Origin of the sequence: Enterococcus sp. DIV0774, from assembly GCF_050539095.1 — a bacterium.
GTDB classification, from domain to species: domain Bacteria; phylum Bacillota; class Bacilli; order Lactobacillales; family Enterococcaceae; genus Enterococcus; species Enterococcus faecalis.
The window spans coordinates 1295596-1315444 of the sequence record NZ_CP172923.1 but is presented as its reverse complement, the minus strand read 5'-3'; the positions used below and the strand labels follow the sequence as shown (position 1 = coordinate 1315444).

15 protein-coding genes are annotated in these 19849 nt (G+C 36.7%); 11 read left to right on the top strand and 4 right to left on the bottom strand.

What is annotated here, in order from left to right; all coding sequences use genetic code 11:
* Positions 1 to 29 precede the first annotated feature (29 nt).
* The 3 genes from pflA to IGL86_RS06390 all read left to right on the top strand — a co-directional run bounded on the left by pflA (position 30) and on the right by IGL86_RS06390 (position 2772).
* Positions 30 to 794: a pyruvate formate-lyase-activating protein gene (gene pflA / locus IGL86_RS06400; protein ID WP_002357530.1), complete on the top strand. Its 765-nt coding sequence runs from the start codon at positions 30 to 32 to the stop codon at positions 792 to 794.
* A 95-nt stretch (positions 795 to 889) separates the two neighbouring features.
* The gene (locus tag IGL86_RS06395) at positions 890 to 1816 is read left to right on the top strand and encodes a manganese-dependent inorganic pyrophosphatase (protein ID WP_002360265.1); all 927 of its coding nucleotides are present in this window, start codon (positions 890 to 892) and stop codon (positions 1814 to 1816) included.
* A gap of 71 nt (positions 1817 to 1887) precedes the next feature.
* Positions 1888 to 2772, top strand: a complete 885-nt coding sequence (locus IGL86_RS06390) for a DUF1803 domain-containing protein (protein ID WP_033625907.1) — start codon at positions 1888 to 1890, stop codon at positions 2770 to 2772.
* A 58-nt stretch (positions 2773 to 2830) separates the two neighbouring features.
* On the opposite strand, the gene IGL86_RS06385 is transcribed toward IGL86_RS06390, so the two are convergent.
* The gene (locus tag IGL86_RS06385) at positions 2831 to 3382 is read right to left on the bottom strand and encodes a DUF2179 domain-containing protein (RefSeq protein ID WP_002361848.1); all 552 of its coding nucleotides are present in this window, start codon (positions 3380 to 3382) and stop codon (positions 2831 to 2833) included.
* Between the two features lie 180 nt (positions 3383 to 3562).
* On the opposite strand from IGL86_RS06385, the gene cls reads away from it, so the two are divergent.
* The 4 genes from cls to IGL86_RS06365 all read left to right on the top strand — a co-directional run bounded on the left by cls (position 3563) and on the right by IGL86_RS06365 (position 8865).
* Entirely contained in the window at positions 3563 to 5023 is a 1461-nt protein-coding gene (gene cls, locus IGL86_RS06380) for a cardiolipin synthase (RefSeq protein ID WP_010707571.1), read from the top strand.
* 282 nt (positions 5024 to 5305) lie between these two features.
* The gene (locus tag IGL86_RS06375; protein ID WP_033625909.1) at positions 5306 to 7186 is read left to right on the top strand and encodes a beta-glucoside-specific PTS transporter subunit IIABC; all 1881 of its coding nucleotides are present in this window, start codon (positions 5306 to 5308) and stop codon (positions 7184 to 7186) included.
* Positions 7186 to 8595: a glycoside hydrolase family 1 protein gene (locus IGL86_RS06370; RefSeq protein WP_033625911.1), complete on the top strand. Its 1410-nt coding sequence runs from the start codon at positions 7186 to 7188 to the stop codon at positions 8593 to 8595. The genes IGL86_RS06375 and IGL86_RS06370 overlap by 1 nt, the downstream gene beginning before the upstream one ends.
* 108 nt (positions 8596 to 8703) lie before the next feature.
* Positions 8704 to 8865, top strand: coding sequence for a hypothetical protein (locus IGL86_RS06365; protein WP_002361843.1), 162 nt, complete (start codon positions 8704 to 8706; stop codon positions 8863 to 8865).
* Positions 8866 to 8924: 59 nt separating this feature from the next.
* Here IGL86_RS06365 and IGL86_RS06360 read toward each other — a convergent pair whose 3' ends face one another.
* Together IGL86_RS06360 and IGL86_RS06355 are read right to left on the bottom strand one after the other, a co-directional pair.
* Positions 8925 to 9905 carry a LacI family DNA-binding transcriptional regulator gene (locus tag IGL86_RS06360; RefSeq protein WP_002366709.1) on the bottom strand — a complete coding sequence of 327 codons (981 nt, stop codon included), beginning with the start codon at positions 9903 to 9905 and terminating at the stop codon, positions 8925 to 8927.
* An 18-nt stretch (positions 9906 to 9923) separates the two neighbouring features.
* Positions 9924 to 11384: a sucrose-6-phosphate hydrolase gene (locus IGL86_RS06355; RefSeq protein WP_033625926.1), complete on the bottom strand. Its 1461-nt coding sequence runs from the start codon at positions 11382 to 11384 to the stop codon at positions 9924 to 9926.
* A gap of 242 nt (positions 11385 to 11626) precedes the next feature.
* On the opposite strand from IGL86_RS06355, the gene IGL86_RS06350 reads away from it, so the two are divergent.
* From IGL86_RS06350 to IGL86_RS06335, 4 genes are all read left to right on the top strand, one after another.
* Positions 11627 to 13300 carry a glycoside hydrolase family 13 protein gene (locus IGL86_RS06350; protein ID WP_002404311.1) on the top strand — a complete coding sequence of 558 codons (1674 nt, stop codon included), beginning with the start codon at positions 11627 to 11629 and terminating at the stop codon, positions 13298 to 13300.
* Between the two features lie 16 nt (positions 13301 to 13316).
* Positions 13317 to 15245 (top strand): sucrose-specific PTS transporter subunit IIBC, encoded by a 1929-nt coding sequence (locus IGL86_RS06345; protein ID WP_033625913.1) that lies wholly within the window; start codon positions 13317 to 13319, stop codon positions 15243 to 15245.
* A gap of 272 nt (positions 15246 to 15517) precedes the next feature.
* Positions 15518 to 16399: a helix-turn-helix domain-containing protein gene (locus IGL86_RS06340; protein ID WP_002363971.1), complete on the top strand. Its 882-nt coding sequence runs from the start codon at positions 15518 to 15520 to the stop codon at positions 16397 to 16399.
* A 132-nt stretch (positions 16400 to 16531) separates the two neighbouring features.
* Complete coding sequence (locus IGL86_RS06335) at positions 16532 to 17965, top strand: cryptochrome/photolyase family protein (protein WP_033625914.1); 1434 nt, start codon at positions 16532 to 16534, stop codon at positions 17963 to 17965.
* A gap of 212 nt (positions 17966 to 18177) precedes the next feature.
* On the opposite strand, the gene IGL86_RS06330 is transcribed toward IGL86_RS06335, so the two are convergent.
* The gene (locus IGL86_RS06330) at positions 18178 to 19614 is read right to left on the bottom strand and encodes a catalase (RefSeq protein WP_033625915.1); all 1437 of its coding nucleotides are present in this window, start codon (positions 19612 to 19614) and stop codon (positions 18178 to 18180) included.
* Positions 19615 to 19849 lie beyond the last annotated feature (235 nt).

The window sequence follows — 19849 nt, the reverse complement described above, 5'->3', positions numbered from 1 at the left end:
CCTTTTCGTTTGAAAGAAGAGGGATCATTATGACAACACCAGTTACAGGTAGAATTCATTCAACAGAAAATTTTGGTACCGTTGATGGCCCAGGTGTCCGTTTTATCGTATTTACACAAGGGTGTCGCATGAGATGTCAATTCTGTCATAATCCAGATACTTGGAAAATTGGTTCCGGTGGTCGTGTGGTGACGACTGACGAAGTATTAGAGGAAGCATTACGTTTTCGCTCTTATTGGGGCGAAAAGGGTGGTATCACTGTCAGTGGTGGTGAGCCGCTATTGCAAATGGACTTTTTAATCGATTTATTTAAAAAAGCCAAAGCACAAGGCATTCATACAACCTTAGATACGTGTGGCAAACCTTTTACTCGGGAAGAACCCTTCATTAGTCAATTTGATGAATTGATGAAGTACACAGATTTACTCTTATTCGACATCAAACATATTGATAACGAGCAGCATAAACTGTTAACAACGCAATCAAATGATAATATTTTAGAGATGGCTACCTATTTATCTGAAATTGACAAACCTGTTTGGATTCGCCACGTATTGGTGCCTCAACGTAGTGATTACGACGAATATTTAATCCGTCTGGATGCCTTCATAAAAACATTAAACAATGTAGATAAAGTTGAAGTGCTTCCTTACCATACGATGGGCAAGTACAAATGGGAAGAACTAGGTATTCCTTATCCATTAGAAGGAATTGAGCCTCCTAAAAATGATCGTGTTGAAAATGCGAAAAAACTACTACATGTCGAGGACTATCAAGGTTATCTAGCACGTTAACAAACGAAAAAATAGAAAAGAAGACAATTTTTTTGTTGTTTCTTTTCTATTTTTTGTTATCATTAAGAGTGAATCAAAACCAAGGAGTGTGTATTATGTCAAAAATTTTAGTTTTTGGACACCAAAATCCTGATACAGATGCTATCGGAGCAGCAATTAGTTTTGCTTACTTACAAAAAGAATTAGGAAAAGAGACAGAAGCTGTCGCTTTAGGAACACCAAGTGAAGAAACTCAATATGCCTTAGATTACTTCAATATTGAAGCACCACGTGTTGTCACTGAAGCAGCTAGCGAAACAAACCAAGTCATGTTAGTGGATCATAACGAATTCCAACAAAGCATTTCAGATATCGCTGAAGTAAACATTTTAGCAGTAGTAGATCATCACCGGATTGCCAACTTCGAAACAGCAGATCCATTGTATTATCGTGCAGAACCAGTTGGGTGTACCAGTACAATCATCTATAAAATGTTTAAAGAAAATAACGTGACAATTCCAGCTCAAATTGCTGGTATGATGGTCTCAGCGATTATTTCTGATACATTATTATTTAAATCACCAACTTGCACACAAGAAGACATCGATGCAGCGCACGCCCTAGCTGATATTGCTGAAATCAATTTAGAAGGCTATGGTCTTGACTTATTAAAAGCAGGAACAAACTTAAGCGATAAATCAGCTGAAGTTCTTTTAGATTTAGATGCTAAGAGCTTCCCAATGAACGGCAAAACAGTTCGCGTTGCCCAAGTAAATACCGTCGACTTAGCAGAAGTTTTAGATCGTCAAGCTGAATTAGAAGCAGCTATGGCCGCAGAAAATGCAGCCAATAATTATGACTTGTTTGTCTTAATTATTACGAATATCCTAGACAGTGATTCTGAATTATTAGCGATTGGTGCGGAACAAGCCAAAATTGAAGCAGCGTTCAATGTAACATTAGTTAACAATCGTGCGTTCTTACCAGGCGTTGTTTCTCGTAAAAAACAAGTAGTACCACAATTAACAGAAGTCTTTAACTAAAACCGTAAGCGCCTAAGCAACGCGATAAATTCCTTGTTGCTTAGGCGCTTCAATAGTAAAGGGGCGTTAACATGAATGATTTAGCAATTTACTATCATTCTCCGCAACAAACGAAACAATACAATCATTTGCTCAACCAATCACTTTTTTTCCCTCTTGTTACTTTTATGTATGAACATCGGGAAGAAAGAATCATTTTAAGACAATTAAAAGCGGCCTTTGCAACACAAGCCAAGTTAGAACAATTTTTATCAGAAATGATTGATTGTCAGTTAATCATTCGGGAAAATCGTCAATATCGTTTGAATTTTCCTATTTATACGGCAGCTGAAGTTGCGAGTTTGACTTTGGCTGAAGACGAACTTCCTAAGTTTAAAGGAACTGTAACAGAGCAATTATTTTGGCTAGCTGAATCTTTTTGGCCACAAGTGTTTCCAGAAGAGGAAGACTATTTTTTTGGCGTGAGCGGTGGCCCCTCATTTTATCAAAAACAAAGATTGGCCTCGGCACAACTATCTATAATTACGCTTGAAAAAGAAAAGACAGAGGTTCCAACAATGCCTCGTTATTTTGATTACTTGGGCAAAGAGCAATCCTTGCCAGAAGCCTTCAGCGCTTTATATGACTTGCTAGGGGACGTAAATCCTGAATACTATCTTTCGCAAGCGAGAAGAGTCATTAAACAAGCTCTGCGAGGCCGCAAAGTCATTACTGTGCCTAATATTTTTCAAGAAAGTTTGCACTTGACCCAAGTGATTACGATTGACCAGGACCACTTAAAACTCCTTTTACCAGTAGCAACGGAACAAGCTGAGCGTTTAGAAGCACAGTCGGATATTCTAGCATTTTATTATGAAAAAATTGCTAACCGATCGGCCATCGAACGCTTAGTTTTTATGCAACAATTGATTGAGCAACTAGGTACGAACTCTCTAAGTTATCTTAGAATAAATTAAAGTTACGATAATTTTATTATGTAAACTAAAAATCAATAACAAGAAATGACGCCGCTTCTTAGTGAGAAATGGCGTCATTTCTTTTGCGAACTTTTTTCGTCCAAAAACCACCGGAAATGAACTTAGGCTCATAGGAAATGATAAATGCTCTCGGCTCTAATTGATTGATTAATTTGTACAATGTACGTTCGTTTTTTCTTGGGGAAAGGATTTCTAAAACCATTCGTTCTCCTTCGCGTCCGTAGGCGACACTTTGCGTAACACCATAGCCGTGTTCACGAAGTGTTTCTGGTAAATGAAATTGTTCAGTAGTAGAAGGGAGGATAACCGATACCATAATATAACCCAAGGCCAAATAGTCTTCGATTTTAATTCCTACACTAATGCCAACAGCGTAACCAAGCGCATAAACAAGTAAATTTAAAGGATTGTCTAACCGATTCAGAACCATACTTAGCCCTAAGACATAAATTGTTATTTCAGCCATACTAACCAGCGGTGCAATAACCCGATAACCTTTCATCGTTAACATAAAACGAATAGTATTTAAGGTAATATACGCAAAATTAATGATAAAAATCATAGCTAACATTTTCAAATCAACGACCATAAAATAAGTACCTCTTTTCAAAATCTTTACATCTAGCCCTCATTATAGTACAGAAAAACTGAGAATCAAAGGCGAAACACTTATAGAAATGAATTCTTTTTTGAATACTCGCTCATATTATTCGCCTAATTTAACTGTTATTTGATATAATCTTAGTATGAAGTAAGAAGGAGGTAAGCGATGAAAATTTTTGTTTGGATTTTGTTATTTTTATTAGTAATTAACGTTATTGCTGCCTTAATTACTGTTTTTAGAAAACCTCGTAGTATTTCCAGCGTTTTAGCATGGATGATGACGTTGATTTTCTTGCCTGGTATCGGATTTATTATTTACTTATTCTGTGGGCGGGGTATCGATGGACAAGAAGTTTTTAAATTGTCTGATGATGAAAAACAAATGGTTCAACGAATTAAAGAAAAAGTGGACATCGATAACAAAAAAGCAGGGCGCGATAAACGTTATGATTTACTTTATGATGCGAAAGTTTTAAATCGTTATTTCCGGAATATGGACGCATCACCGTTGGCCAAAAGAAATAGTTTACAATTATTCACAGATGGCCAAGAAAAATTCCAAGCATTATTTGAAGATATTCGTGCAGCGAAAGAAACCGTTCATGTGGAATATTATGCGTTTTTTAATGACACGATTGGCAATCAATTTTTAGATGTATTAATCGAAAAGTTGCATGAAGGCGTGGAAGTTTACTTAATTTACGATCCTTGGGGTTCACCCGGCGCAAATAAAAAGTTTTTTGCTCGTTACGTTGACGCTGGAGGAAAAGTAGCTCCCTTTATTACTTCTCGCGATATGATCCGTAAAACACGTCTAAATTATCACTTGCATCGAAAAATTGTTGTCATCGATGGGAAAATTGGTTGGACCGGCGGGTTCAATGTTGGGGATCAATATTTGAATGTCACCGAAAAATTTGGTTACTGGCGAGATACCCATATTCGTTTGGTCGGGACGGCCGTATTTTCATTGCAAGAGATATTTATCATGGATTGGAATGCTTCAGTCAAATATCCTGAAGAACGTATGACGTATCATGAAAAATATTTTAAATTACCAGAAGATCATGAAGTGGAGCATTTGTCCTTACAAGTTGTTTCAGATGGTCCTGATTCAGAAGAAGAAATTTTGAAAAGCGGGTTTGTTCGGATGATTTTTTCTGCAGAAAAGAGTGTCTGGATTCAAACACCGTATTTAATCCCTGACGATAGTATGATTAATGCGTTGTTAGTGGCGGTTCGTTCAGGTGTCGACGTGCGAATTATGATTCCTTGTATGCCTGACCATCCCTTTATTTACCGCGCAACACAATATTACGCGAATTACTTACACAAACGCGGCATTAAAATTTATATTTATGATAGTGGGTTTATTCATGCAAAAACAATGGTGATTGATGATGAATTAGCTATGGTTGGCACAACAAACCAAGATATTCGCAGTTATTCATTGAATTTTGAGGTGAGTACGTTTATTTACAATCCCGACATTGCGTGGATATTAGCGCAAATCTTTGAAGAAGATATAGAAAAAAGTGTCTTACTAACCGACGAGATAATTAAAAAACAAGGGTACTGGCTACGCTTCAAGCAAAACTTTTCACGCTTGTTGTCACCAGTCTTGTAATCAAATAAATCAGCAGTGAATGTAGTAAACTACTATTTTCACTGCTGATTTTAGCAACAAAACACTGAGTTGGTCTACTTAATTCATTGATAATCCCTCTAAATAATGGTAAATTAAAAATAAATTCAATCAGCTATTCTATCGTGAGAAACATAGTTATTACGTAGATCAGATCAAAGGGACATTCACGACGAGCAAATATTGAGTGTGTTTGCTGAAACGTGCATGTGTGATTTGGTCTTTTTTATTGAGCTGTTATTTTATAGATAAGGAGTGGTCACCATGGACTACCAAGCAATAGCAAAAGAAATTTTGAAAAACGTAGGTGGCAAAGACAATATCGTGGATGTCACACATTGTTATACACGATTGCGTTTCGTATTGAAAGATACGAAACAAGCGAACAAAGAAGCCTTACTACAAACAGAAGGTGTCATTTCTGTTGTTGAAAGTGGCGGGCAGTATCAAGTGGTTTTAGGCAATAAAGTTGCGCATGTCTATAATGCTCTAGAACCTTTGTTGGCTCAGCAACTTACGACCAAAACATCCACAAAAGAAAAAAATTCATTAGGTAATCGAATTTTAAATACTGTTGCCGCGATTTTCACACCTGTCGTACCAGCAATTGCCGCTTCAGGCATGTTAAAAGGAATTCTAGCCATTGCTGTGATGGTCGCAAACAATTTTTACCAGGTCGATTTAAAACCTTTGAATACGTATATTATTTTAAGCGCCGCTTCCGATGCACTTTTTTATTTTATGCCAGTTATTTTAGGTTATTCAGCTGCTAAGGTTTTCAAAACAAACGAATATATCGCTATGGTAATTGGTGCCACCTTATGTTATCCGACCATCGTTTCATTAATGACTGAAGAATCAGCGGTTACCTTGTTTGGATTACATGTGACCAAAGCCAATTATGTTTCCACGGTAATTCCTATTATTCTTGCAATTTTTATGTTAGCTTATGTGCAACGCTTTTTGGAAAAAGTGATTCCAGAAGTTCTAAAAATTATTATGGTTCCTACGCTATCATTACTTTTAATGATTCCAGCCACTTTATTATTATTTGGACCGATAGGGATTTATTTAGGTGACGGCGTAAATTGGTTGTATTATTATATAATGAATTTGAGTCCCATCTTGTTAGGCGGTTTTATCGGTGGAATTTGGTGTGTCTTAGTCATTTTTGGGGCTCACCGCGGACTTGTACCAATTGGGATTAATGATGTCGCTCGAACAGGGCGGCAAAATTTGCTAGCGTTTGCTGGTGCAGCGAACTTTTCTCAAGCGGGCGCCGCATTTGGCGTGTTTGTCCGCACAAAAAATAAAGGCTTGAAAGCCGTTGCTGCCTCTGCAACAGTGACTGCATTATTTGGTATCACAGAACCAGCCATTTATGGTGCAAACTTGCGGCTAAAAAAACCGATGATTTATGCGGTGGCTAGCGGAGCAGCAGGTGGGGCCTTAATGGGCTGGGGCGGCTCCTATGGGACAGCCTTCGCTAACCAAGGACTCTTGACCATCCCAGTTTATGCAGAAGCAGGAACCAAAGCCTTTATTTGTTATTTATTAGGTTGTGGCATTGCTTTTTTTGGTGCATTTCTATTAACGATTTTTCTAGGCTTTAATGATTTACCGCTTGACGATTCACGTCAAGAACCCGGCATAAAGACAGAGGCAACGACAGTCAAAGAAAAGCAACGGATTCAAGCACCTGTTCAAGGACAACTCGTATCTTTAGACCAAATCAACGATGAAGTCTTTGCTTCTCAACAAATGGGAAAAACGCTAGCTATTTATCCGACAGAGGAACAAATTGTTTCACCAGGAAATGGGCAAGTGACGGCTTTATATCCAACTCATCATGCAATTGGCTTAAAGTTAGACAATGGTGCTGAAATCCTCCTTCACATTGGAATCAATACAGTCGAATTAAAAGGGCGGGGATTTGAAACGTTCGTAAAAGTAGGAGAAAGGGTCAGACTAGGACAAAAACTGCTCTCTTTTGATAAACAAGTTATCCAAGCTGCTGGTTATGATCCAACCGTCTTAGTCATCGTAACAAATACTGTGGAAATGGCTATAATTGAGACAACCAAACAAACAGAGATTACACCACAAACAAATTTATTTTTCATGCAAGTAAAGGAGCAAAACTAATGGTTAAACAATTTAAGAACGATTTTTTATGGGGAGCTTCTTCCTCCGCTTTTCAAATTGAGGGAGCTTGGAATGAGGACGGCAAAGGCCTAACAGTTGCTGATTACAATTCTTTTAAAAAGTCAGCTGTACAAGCAGATACGAAAGTCGCCAGCGATTTTTACCATCATTTCAAAGAGGACATTGCGTTAATGAAAGAATTAGGCTTAAAAACCTATCGTTTTTCTCTTTCATGGGCACGAATCATTCCAACAGGTGATGGCGAAATCAATCAAGCCGGCATCGATTTTTATAATACCGTCATTGATACACTTTTAGAAAACGATATTTTGCCGTTTGTCACACTGTATCATTTTGATTTACCTTTTGCGTTGGTGGAAAAATACAATGGTTGGGCGGATCGTCGCTGCGTTTCCGCATTTCAACGCTATGCGCAAGTTTGTTATCAAGCGTTTGGTGATCGAGTCAAAAATTGGCAAGTTACGAACGAACAAAACTTAATGATTCGTGTTGATGAACGAATGAATATGTACGATGTTGCACCAGAAAATGTTGAAAAAATTCGTGCACAAATGGATTACCATATGTTTGTTGCCCATGCGTTAGCGACGAATGATTGTCACCAATTGGTTGCTGGGGGAAAAGTCGGTCCCTCTGTTTCCTCAACGATGACTTATCCTAGTTCCAATAAGCCTGAAGATGTTTGGGCGGCTCGTATGAATGATAACTTTAAAACGAATTATGCTCTAGAAATGTATTGTTTTGGCGAATACCCAGGTTACTATCAAGAGTATTTAACCAAATGCGGCATTTATCCCGAAACACAGCCAGAAGATCAAGCAATTCTGAAAGCCGCTAAACCAGATTTTATCGCCCTTAATTATTATCGGACGTTAGTTGCTAGCTATTTACCGACAGATGAGCAACACCCATTGGGTACGAAAGAAAAGGACATTGATTTTGATCTATACGGTTATTTCAAAATCGAAAAAAATCAACATTTAAAAACCTCTAAGTATGGTGCCCAAATTGATCCAACTGGTCTACGTTTAGTTTTAAATGATTATTATCGTCAATACCGTTTACCGTTAATCATTACAGAAAACGGCTTAGGCACACCAGATCACCTAACAGAGGACGGAAAAGTTCATGATGACTATCGAATTGCGTATTTGCATGACCATATTGCTGCTTGTCATGCGGCTATTTCTGACGGTGTTGAGTTGTTTGGCTATTGCCCTTGGTCGGTCATGGATATTTTAAGTTCTCATCAAGGATTCAAAAAACGCTACGGTTTTATTTACGTTAATCGTGAAGACCATGAGTTAAAAGATTTACGACGTATTAAAAAAGATAGTTTTTATTGGTACCAATCAGTGATTAAAAATAATGGGTTACCAGAAGAATAGTGCCCCAAAAGGATCATCCATTGCATAAGTGGGTGATCCTTTTGTTTTCAAGTTCTCTCATTCCGTGTTAGACTTAAGTTAACAAACCCATTAAAGGTGGTGAGAGAGATGAATAATTACGATTTATGGAAATGGGCTGCCGGGAAACGAACCGAAAAAGATAAAAATGAAACCTATAGCGCCAAAAATTGGTGGTATGTTTTACTAATGCTCGGTGTATTTGTAGGGATCATGTTGTTGTATTATTTAATCTCTGTGCTTTGGAATTAAGGGAAAATGGGCAAATGAGGACTTAAGAATAAAAAAAGACACCTTTTCAGGTGTCTTTTTTAACAGGATTCAGACAATGATAGCTGAATCGGAATAGGATAATTTTCCTCGAGTGCAACATCAGGATCCTTCATTCTACGAAGCAGTAAGTCAATCATAACGTCACACATCTCGTCGATCGGCTGCACAATGGTTGATAGTTGTGGGGCAATTCTTTTGATTAATTTTGTCCCATCATAACCAATTACTTTTAATTCTTCAGGAATGGCTATCTTCAATTTTTGAGCAATATTCATAACTGTAATTGCTGTCAAATCATCGGTACAAAAGATGCCGTCTACAGTTTTATTTTGAAGCAAACGTTCGATTTCTAGATTTTTTAATGTTGTTGAGGTTCCATTATCAATTTGTAGAATCGTTTTTTCTGCGCCATATTTTTCCATCGTTTGTTTATAACCAGCCAATCGATAATCGCTAGGTGCGCCTGTGTTATTAGCACCAGTAATAATTGCAATCTTTTGTGCACCACTTGCAAATAAGGCTTCAGTGGCTTTTTGGCCGCCTTGAAAGTTTTGCGAAGAGACAATTGGAATGCCAGGTGCCAAGAAACGGTCAAAGGAAACAATAGGTAGTGAAACATTTTCATATTCGTTAATAGCTAAGTTATGGCTACCAGTGATTACACCGTCCACTTTATTTGCAGCGAGCATTCGTAAATAGGCGCGCTCTTTTTCTGGATCTTTTTCACTATCACATAAAATCACTTTATATCCTTGAACAAAAAGCTTTCTTTCCAGTGTTTCAATTAGTTCACCAAAAAATGGATGACTAACAGAAGGGAAGACTAAACCAATCAGCTGCGTACTTTTTCCTTGGAGGCTTCTGGCTAATCCATTAGGTTGATAATTTAATTCTTCCATCGCTTGATGAACTTTATCAATTGTTTTTTGACTAAGATAACCATAATTATTAATCACGCGGCTTACCGTTGTCGGGCTCACCCCAGCAAGCTTTGCTACATCCGTTAATTTAACCACCATCAAAATTCACCATCATTCCTAATTATTCGTATTTTCCAGCTCATAAAAACAAGCTTTTGCCGTCTTGGATAGATGAAGATACTGTTGCGCTTTATCTGGAAAGAAGCGACCAGTCATCGTTTTTTCACCTTTATTTACATAGATTTCTGCAACAGAGCAATCAACAAAAATAGTTAACTGAACTGACTTATTTTTCCTAATTTTAGTTTCACGAATTGTGCCATACTTTTCAGCAAAAGGTTGGCCAGCAAATGTTCGATCAAGGGTTATTTTACCATGAATCGTATCAATTGTAATTAAAAGTCCTTTTGAACCCGTTTCGTTCGCTAAAAGCCGAATAAAAGCAATCTCATTTTTGGGAATATCCACTTCTAATTCAAAAGAAGCAGTAGATAAAAAATGGCAGCCATTTGATAAAGTAGTGGCGGATTGACGAAGCATTTCTGTTTCAGAAACTGGATATTGAAATAGTTTCCCGTTGTGAATTGTGAGTTCTTTAACCAGACTTAAGCCATTTGCCCAACCCTCCACATCACTTGGGTAAGTGATTTCTGGCAACCCAATCCAACTGACCGCAAGTGCACGACCATCTGGCGCATTAAAGGCTTGAGTGGCGTAGACATCAAACCCTTCATCTAAATTTTCAAAAGGTCCAGCCTGAACTAAAGAAAGATTCTCCAAATCAAACGTTTCAGCCAATGTGTACATATTCGGATAGATATTCTGATAACTTTTTACAGATGGAGATAGACCTTGTGGGCAAAATAATAAGACAGGCTGGCCATCAATAAATACCAAATTGGGGCATTCAACCATGTAGCCTAATTCTTGGTCGGTGAACGTCAATTCGCCAAGTTGATGAAAATTGTGTACGTTTCGATCTTTAGAAAAATAGACCACAATTTTTCCTTGTCTATTTAAATCGCTAGCACCAATTAATAAAACAAGTCCTTCTTGATAAGGAAATACCATCGGATCACGAAAATGGGAAGAATAATTGGGGTCAATAGGTAGGAATGGTGTTGATTCCTTTGTGATCGCACCTAAAGAATTCAGCCATGCAATATTTTGATATGCAAATCGTTGCCAAGTTTGATCACGAACATTTCCTGTATAAAATAAACATAGTTGGTTATCTATTGGTAAAGCTGAGCCTGAATAGACGCCATGAGAATCATATTCAGAGTCGGGATAAAGGGCAATTCCTTCATAATCCCAGTGAATTAAGTCGGAGGAAGTTAAGTGGGCCCAACTTTTTAGTCCGTGAACACTCCCGAAAGGAAACGCTTGATAAAATAAATGCCACTGGTTATTGAAATACGAAAAACCGTTGGGATCATTTAGTAGTCCTGTCTGTGGTTGAATATGATACTTAAAACGCCAACTAGATTGCGCGATAATAGAAGTTAGATTTTCGAGGTGAGCAGATGTCCAAGAAGAATAAGGCGCATAACGTAATTCATCCGTCCATTGGTTCATGATGCTTGACATAAGTAATGTCTCCTTTATTAGAAAATAGTAGTTAGTCTAATAGTATAAACAAATCATAAAAAAGTCAAACGTATAACATATATAAATCTAATTAAATCAAAATAATATCATAATTTACATTTATTTATGATAAACGTTTGACATATTACACAAAAACGAGTATCATACAAAATGTAAAAACGGTTACAGAAAAAATTAACAGGACTAGTTTAAGAGTGAGGAGAACCAGAATGAACAGAAATTGGTGGCAAAAAGAAGTGGCCTATCAAATTTATCCACGTAGCTTTTCGGATAGTAATAATGACGGAATTGGTGATTTACAAGGCATTATTCAAAAACTGGATTACTTAGAAAATTTAGGAATTACGCTGATTTGGCTGAGTCCAATGTACCCGTCGCCAATGGCTGACAATGGATATGATATTTCAGACTATTATGGTATTTCTAGCGATTTTGGTACAATGGCAGACTTCGATGAACTCATTGAAGAAGCAAAAAAACGAAACATAAAAGTTATTTTAGATTTAGTGGTAAACCATACATCTGATGAACATGCTTGGTTTCAAGATGTTTTAAAAAATCCTCAAAGTCGTTTTCGAGACTTTTATATTATAAAAGAAGGACGAGAAGCACCTACAAATTGGCGGTCTAACTTCGGTGGTAGTGTTTGGGAAAAATTACCTGGGGAAGATGCCTACTACTTTCATGCCTTTCATAAAAAACAGCCGGATTTAAATTGGGAAAATCCTGAACTACGCAAAGAAATCTATCAAATGATTCGTTTTTGGTTAAACAAAGGAATTGCTGGTTTTCGTGTAGATGCGATTAATTTTATTAAGAAAGATTTGACTTGGACAAACTTACCTGCTGATGGGGCAGATCAATTAGCCAAAGTAACAAAAGCTAGTAGAAACATGCCAGGAATGAGTGACTTTCTGAACGAATTAAAAGAAAAAGCTTTTGCTGGCTTTGATATTGTCACAGTTGCCGAAGCGGCCGGCGTCAATTATCCAAATTTATCAGAATTTATTGGAGAAACAGGGTATTTCGACATGATTTTTGACTTCAAATGGGCTGATTTGGATGTGAAATCAGGAAGCGAATGGTTTTATAGAATCGATTGGTCTTGGAATGATTTACGCACATTAATTTTCAAACAGCAAGAAGCCATGCAAGAGGCTGGTTGGAGTGCAAATTTTATTGAAAATCATGATCAACCTCGAGCGACAACGAAATATTTAAAAGAACAGGCTCAACAGCCAAATGCGGTTAAAACATTCGGCGCCATGTATTTCTTTTTAAGGGGTACGCCTTTTATTTACCAAGGACAAGAATTAGGAATGACCAATTTTGAAAGGGGTTCGATTGATGAATTCGATGATATTTCTAGCATTGATCAATACTATCGAGCAATAAAAGAAGGATTTACACCCAAAGAAGCCTTGTCACTTGTCAATTTGCGTAGTCGAGACAATGCCCGCACGCCTTTTCCATGGAATGATTCTATGTATGGCGGTTTTTCAAGCGTCAAACCTTGGTTAGGAATGGTGGATAATTATAAAGAAATCAATGCCGAAGCAGAAATAAAAAATAGTCAAAGTATTTTTCATTTCTATAAGCGGATGATTGCATTTCGTCAAAAGAGTCCCTATACAGACATCTTACTTTATGGAACATTTGAGGGACTATCAAATCTTCCAGATAATGTTATTGCTTATAAACGCAAATTAAATGAAAAAACGATTTACGCTTTTTTTAATTTTGGTGAGGCGGTTCCAATCCCTCATTATTTAGTTAATGGCACAGTTATTTTTGATACACAGTCTGAAGAACGAGAGCAATTAGTTCAGCAGGGAACATTATTAAAAAGCTATCAAGGACTATTGATTACTATAAATGAGTAGCTAGGAGGAGTATAACATGGCAGAAAATTATCAGCAGGCAGCCAAAGACATTATTCAATTAATCGGTATGGATAACATTATATCGGTCACCCATTGTCAAACGCGGTTACGTTTTATTTTGAAGGACCACGAACAAGTAGATGGTAAACAACTAGAAAAAATCGATTTAGTCAAGGGTGTTTTTTATAATGGTGGTCAATACCAAGTGATTTTAGGAACTGGTATTGTGACTAAAGTGTATGATGAAATAGAAAAACTTGGAATCAATGTTGTGTCAAAAGCAGAGCAAACAGCAATTTTAAAAAATAATGAAACGGGCATGCGCAAAACAATGCGCATTTTAAGTGAAATATTCATTCCAATTGTTCCAGTAATTGCAGCAACAGGATTGTTCCTAGGGTTAAAAGGTGTTATTTTTAACGATACTTTTTTACAATTATTCGGAGCAAGTGTAGCCAATATTCCTGAAAGCTTTCAACAAATTGTCTCTGTCATTACAGATACCGTCTTTGCCTTTTTGCCAGCTTTGATTGTTTGGTCTACCTTTAAAGCATTTAATGCGACACCTGTAATCGGGATTGTTATTGGTTTAATGATGGTATCACCCATTTTACCAAACGCTTATGCAGTTGCAACACCAGATTCTGGCGTGAAAGCTATTATGGCTTTTGGTTTTATCCCAGTTGTCGGTGCACAAGGATCCGTTTTAAGTGCAATTGCTGCTGGTATAATTGGCGCAAAGATTGAACTTTTTTTCCGAAAAAAGATGCCGAATATTCTTGATCAAATTTTTACACCCTTTATGACTATGTTAATTACTTTTTTAATCATGATTCTCGGAATTGGCCCAATTTTGCATACCGTTGAGTTAGGCATGGTAGATGTTGTCCAATGGTTGATTGGGTTGCCCTTAGGATTAGGTGGTTTCGTGATTGGTGCCTCATATCCTTTAATGGTTTTGATTGGTATTCATCATACACTAACTATGGTAGAAACATCATTATTAGCAAATACAGGATTTAATGCATTGATTACAATATGTGCCATGTATGGGTTTGCCAACGTTGGCAGTTGTTTAGCTTTTGCGAAAAAAGCGCAAGATAGCAAAGTGAAGTCGACGGCCATCGGTTCTATGTTGTCTCAATTATTTGGAGTTAGTGAACCTGTGTTATTTGGATTACTTATTCGTTGGAACTTAAAACCGTTGCTATGTGTCTTGTTTACGTCAGGTTTAGGCGGAGCAATTTTAGCTATTTTTCATATTCAATCAAATTCTTATGGATTAGCCGTTATTCCTTCTTTCTTAATGTATATCTATAGTGCACATCAATTAGTGATCTATTTATTAGTCGCACTTTTATCTGTCGGTGTATGTTATGCATTAACCAGTCTATTTGCAATTCCACAAGAGGTTTTAATTTCAGATAAAGTAATCGAAGAGGAAGAACGCGAAGTCTTTGAAATGCAACATAACACCTTAGATGAACAACTTTTTTCTCCGGTAACTGGTTACGCCATGAATCTTACTGCTGTTAATGACCCGGTATTTTCAAGCGAGATGATGGGCAAAGGTTTAGCAATCATGCCAACAGCGAACAAGGTTTACGCGCCTGCAGATGGTTTATTAAACTTGGTTGCAGAAACTGGGCACGCTTATGGTATCCAAACGGACGCAGGAGCTGAAGTATTAATTCATATAGGAATTGATACTGTCACATTGGGGCAGGAGGTCTTTCAGACACAAGTAACCCAAGGTCACCGTGTTAAAAAAGGAGATCTTTTAGGAACGTTCGATCGAAAAGCCATTAAAGAAGCTGGGCTTGACTCAACTATCATGGTTATCATTACAAACACTTCAAGTTATTTAAGCGTAGAACCAATGATGTCAGATCATAATGAAATTACGCCGGAACAAATCATTTTAAATCTAAATACACCTAACTAAACAAAAGAACAGCAAGAAGTAGTTATCACTTCTTGCTGTTCTTTTTCTTAATAAAAAACCAATGATTTTCGGTTGTATTTGTCTATCCGTTTGTAGTATGATTGAGTCAGTTTTAAAGGAAACATGCCAAGTATGGAAGACCATACTTGACACGCATTGACTAATTAAACATGGGGAACGTTGCCATAAGTTGATGTTCCAGTCAATAATGCAAGTAAATCAAACATAGCATGTACCTCCTTTAATTGATAATCAAAGTATAACATTTTTTAATGAATTTACATAATAATACAAGTGGAGGTCTGTTCGTGAAGGTAGCAGGAGACAAAATAAAACAAGCGAGAAAACTTAAAAAAATCACACAATCAGAGCTGGCTAACGGCATCTGTACGCAAGCAACAATTAGTAATATTGAAAACCGTAATCTATGTGACAGTTTAGATATTTTCTCATCTATTTGCCTCCGATTAGATTTAGAAGTAGAAGAATGCATGATGATTTCTGAAGAAAAGAAAATTGAAAATCTACTAAACAAAGTCGAGGATTTATCTTTACGGTTATTTCACTTAGAGGCCTACAATTTATTACAAGAAGTGCCTGAAGGTCTTATCTTATCTAATAATGAACTAACGACTAAATTGTTATATTATAAGGGAATTACTTGTTTATTAGGAAAAAAAGATAAAGCAGAGGCCTTGTTTTACCTATACCGAGGCGCAGAAATTGACCGTAAAGTCAATATTTACAACATTTTAAGCCTGAATGCGCTAGGTACGCTATACGAACTGGAAAAAGATATGAGAAAAGCGCAAGTGTATTACGAAAAATCATTACAAGAATTGGAACAATTTAAATTAGAATGTTCCTTGGAGCGTTGTAGAATTTATTATAATTCTGCTAAATTCTACTCGGAAATGAAAGACTACCAAAAAAGTGTCATTTTAAGCGAAAAAGGGATTCAGATTTGTCGTGACAAACACTCCATTTATTTGCTAGATTATCTTTTATATGAAAAAGCCTTTAACAAACAAATGCTCGGGGAAGACACAGCCGATGACTATCGTCAAGCCTATTATTTTACACAATTTTTTGGCAATACAGAAGTCCTACAATATATTGAGAAAGATATGAAAGCTTTTAATATTTCCTATTAATTTAATCAAAAAGCCGATAAAAGCTGAAAACCCAGTTTTTATCGGCTTTTTGAAAAGTCTAGGCAAGTTGCTTTTAAAAATCAGCAGTCACGGTTACGATAAGCAAGACGAAGTATTTAGGAGGATTTAAAAATGAAAAGAGTGATGTGGTTTAGACGTGATTTACGATTACAGGATAATAAAGCATTAGCACACGCGTTACAAAATTCTGCAGCTGATGAATTGATTTTATTGTTCCAAATGAATCCTCAACAATTTATTCAAGAAAGTGCTAATCATAACGCTTTTTTTGCAAGTTTAGCCTCGTTTAAAGAACGAATCGATCAAGAGGCACATTTACAAATCATGGTCGGCGAACCATTAGATTTATTTTCACGTTTGAAACGCAAATTACCCGATTGGCAGGCCATTTATTTTAATGAAGATACTTGTGGCTTTGGGGCAAAGCGGGACCAGCAAGCTATGCGCTTTTTTGAAGAAAATAATATTCAGTCTTTCTCTTTTCAAGATGCCTATTTGCATGGCTCTGAAGAAATTAAGAAGAACGATGGCAGCAAGTACCAAGTGTTTACGCCCTATTACAATAAATGGAAAGAGGCGCCTAAAGAAACACCGATTCCTGTTTCCTATACAGCTGAAAAAATTTTTAGTGCGTGTCTTTTTCCAGAAGAGGAAGCAGCTTATCGTGAACAGATTGCGAGGATTCCTTTAAAACACTATAGTGTCGGCGAAAAAACAGCCAGAAGGTGCTTAAATACTTTTATTGATCAAAAACTTCGATCCTATGAAAATAAGCGTGATTTCCCTTATCAGGATCAAACGAGTCATCTGTCTACTTTTTTAAGAACGGGAGAACTTTCGATTCGCACCATTTGGCAAGAGCTTGCATCTATGCCTTCTAGCTTAAGTAAAGAAACCTTCAAAAAAGAATTAGCTTGGCGCGACTTTTACAATATGATCTATAGTACGTTTCCACAACAAAAAGAGGAAGCTATTCAAGAAAAATTTCGTTATATTCAATGGACAAATGACCCAGAAATGTTTGCCAAGTGGCAAAAAGGGGAGACGGGGTACCCTATAATTGATGCCGCAATGCGACAACTGAATCAAACTGGTTGGATGCACAACCGCTTAAGAATGATTACTGCCTCTTTTTTAGTTAAAAATTTACACATCGATTGGCGTTGGGGTGAAAAATACTTTCAAAAAATGTTGATTGACTATGATGCTGCCAATAATATTGGTGGCTGGCAATGGGCTGCTTCGACAGGAACGGACGCTGTCCCGTATTTTCGGATTTTTAATCCAATTATCCAGTCAAAAAAATTTGATAATGACGGCCAGTTCATCAAAAAATATGTTCCAGAACTTAAGCAAGTGCCACAAAAGTATATTCATCAACCAAATCTAATGAACGAAGCTTTACAAACACAATATCATGTACATTTAGGAGAAAATTATCCAAAACCCATTGTCGATTATGCATCAAGTAAAAAACAAACATTGTTTCTATATGAAGCGAGCAAAGAAATTCATCAAGAAATGAACAATCCAAGGTTTCAATAAACAGTAAACCCAACTAGCTTAGCAAACAACTTGTAAGGTTAGTTGGGTAAATTAATTAGTCGAAAGAGAAGTGCAATTTATCGGCTAAAGTTTTTTATTTTATTCTAGTTTACATAATATACATTATACAAAGTAGAGTAAAAAGCATTGAAAAGCAAACAAAACCAGTCTTTAGTTTATCTAGACTGGTTTTGTCACGTACGTTATATAAATTATGCTTGTTGCTTGATGGCTTGTGCGACACGTGCTCCATATTCTGGATTTACTCTAGTGAACAAATCAATTTGACGCGCGCTGATTTCTTGATTTTTCACTTGACCTAAAGATGCCGCTATATTGTTAATTAAGTTTTCTTTTTCTTCGCTTGGCAGCAAATTATACAAAGCGTTTGCTTGTGTAAAGTGATCTTGATTATAGCTATAATTACCAACATTTCCCTCAATTTCAAAGGAACTAATTTTCGCCGTAGGATCTTCTTTTGGTGTTTCAGTATAACTATTTGGTTCGTAATTAATTTCGCTATTGCCATTGTCAAAACGCATATTACCGTCTTTTTGGTAGTTATTTACAGGTGCTTTTGCTTGGTTGATTGGCAATTGGTGACTATTAGCGCCCACGCGATGACGATGTGCGTCTCCATAAGCGAACAAACGTCCTTGCAATAATTTATCTGGAGAAGCTTCAATACCAGGAACGAAATTCCCTGGTGAAAATGTTACTTGTTCAACCTCTGCAAAATAATTCTCTGGATTTCTATTTAAAGTCATCGTGCCAACTTCAATCAGCGGATACTCTTTTTGAGAAACCGTTTTTGTTACATCAAAAAGAGTTTCTTTCATTGTTAACGCATCTGCATACGGGATAATTTGCACAGATAATGTCCAAGAAGGAAATTCTTGATTTTCAATTGCATTATGCAAATCTTCAATATGGAAATCTGGGTTTTTCCCAGCAATTTCTTCTGCTAATTGACTCTCTAGATTTTTGATTCCTTGATTCGTCTTGAAGTGATATTTAACAAAAAATACTTCTCCAGCAGCATTGACCCATTTGAATGTATGGCTACCAAAACCATGCATGTGACGGAACGACAACGGAATGCCACGATCACTCATTAAAATTGTTACTTGATGAAGGCTTTCCGGTGAATGAGACCAAAAATCCCAAACAGCTTCTGGACTTTTCAAATGCGTCCGTGGATTTCTTTTTTGGCTATGAATAAAATCTGGAAACTTAATTGCATCACGAATGAAAAAAATGGGCGTATTATTGCCAACTAAGTCGTAATTTCCTTCGTCTGTATAGAATTTAAGCGCAAAACCGCGAGGATCACGCAATGTATCTGATGAACCTAACTCTCCAGCTACAGTTGAAAAACGAGCGAATAAAGGTGTTTCTTTGCCAACTTCAGATAAAAAATCGGCTTTAGTATATTGTGCCATTGATTGGCTCACCTTGAAAATCCCATGAGCACCAGCACCTTTGGCATGAACAACCCGTTCTGGCACGCGCTCACGATTAAAATGAGCTAATTTTTCTAATAAATGAACGTCTTGGATTAGGACAGGACCAAATTCTCCTGCAGTTAGCGAATTTTGATTATCGCCAACTGGACTTCCTTGTGACGTAGTTAAATGTTGATTTTTCACCTAAAACACTCCTTCATCTAAAATTATACTCATTGTATAAAAAAACCACTCTGCATAACAAAAATAATGCTTAAAAACACTCGAAAACATTTGTTATTTAATAGAATGATTAAAAATAGCAGTAGAATTTAAATCAAAAACAAATGTATTAATTTTAAACTGTTTACACCATCTAAAATAACAACCAATAATTCAAAGAAAACTAAAATGCTGTTTTTTTATTCAAAAAAGACCT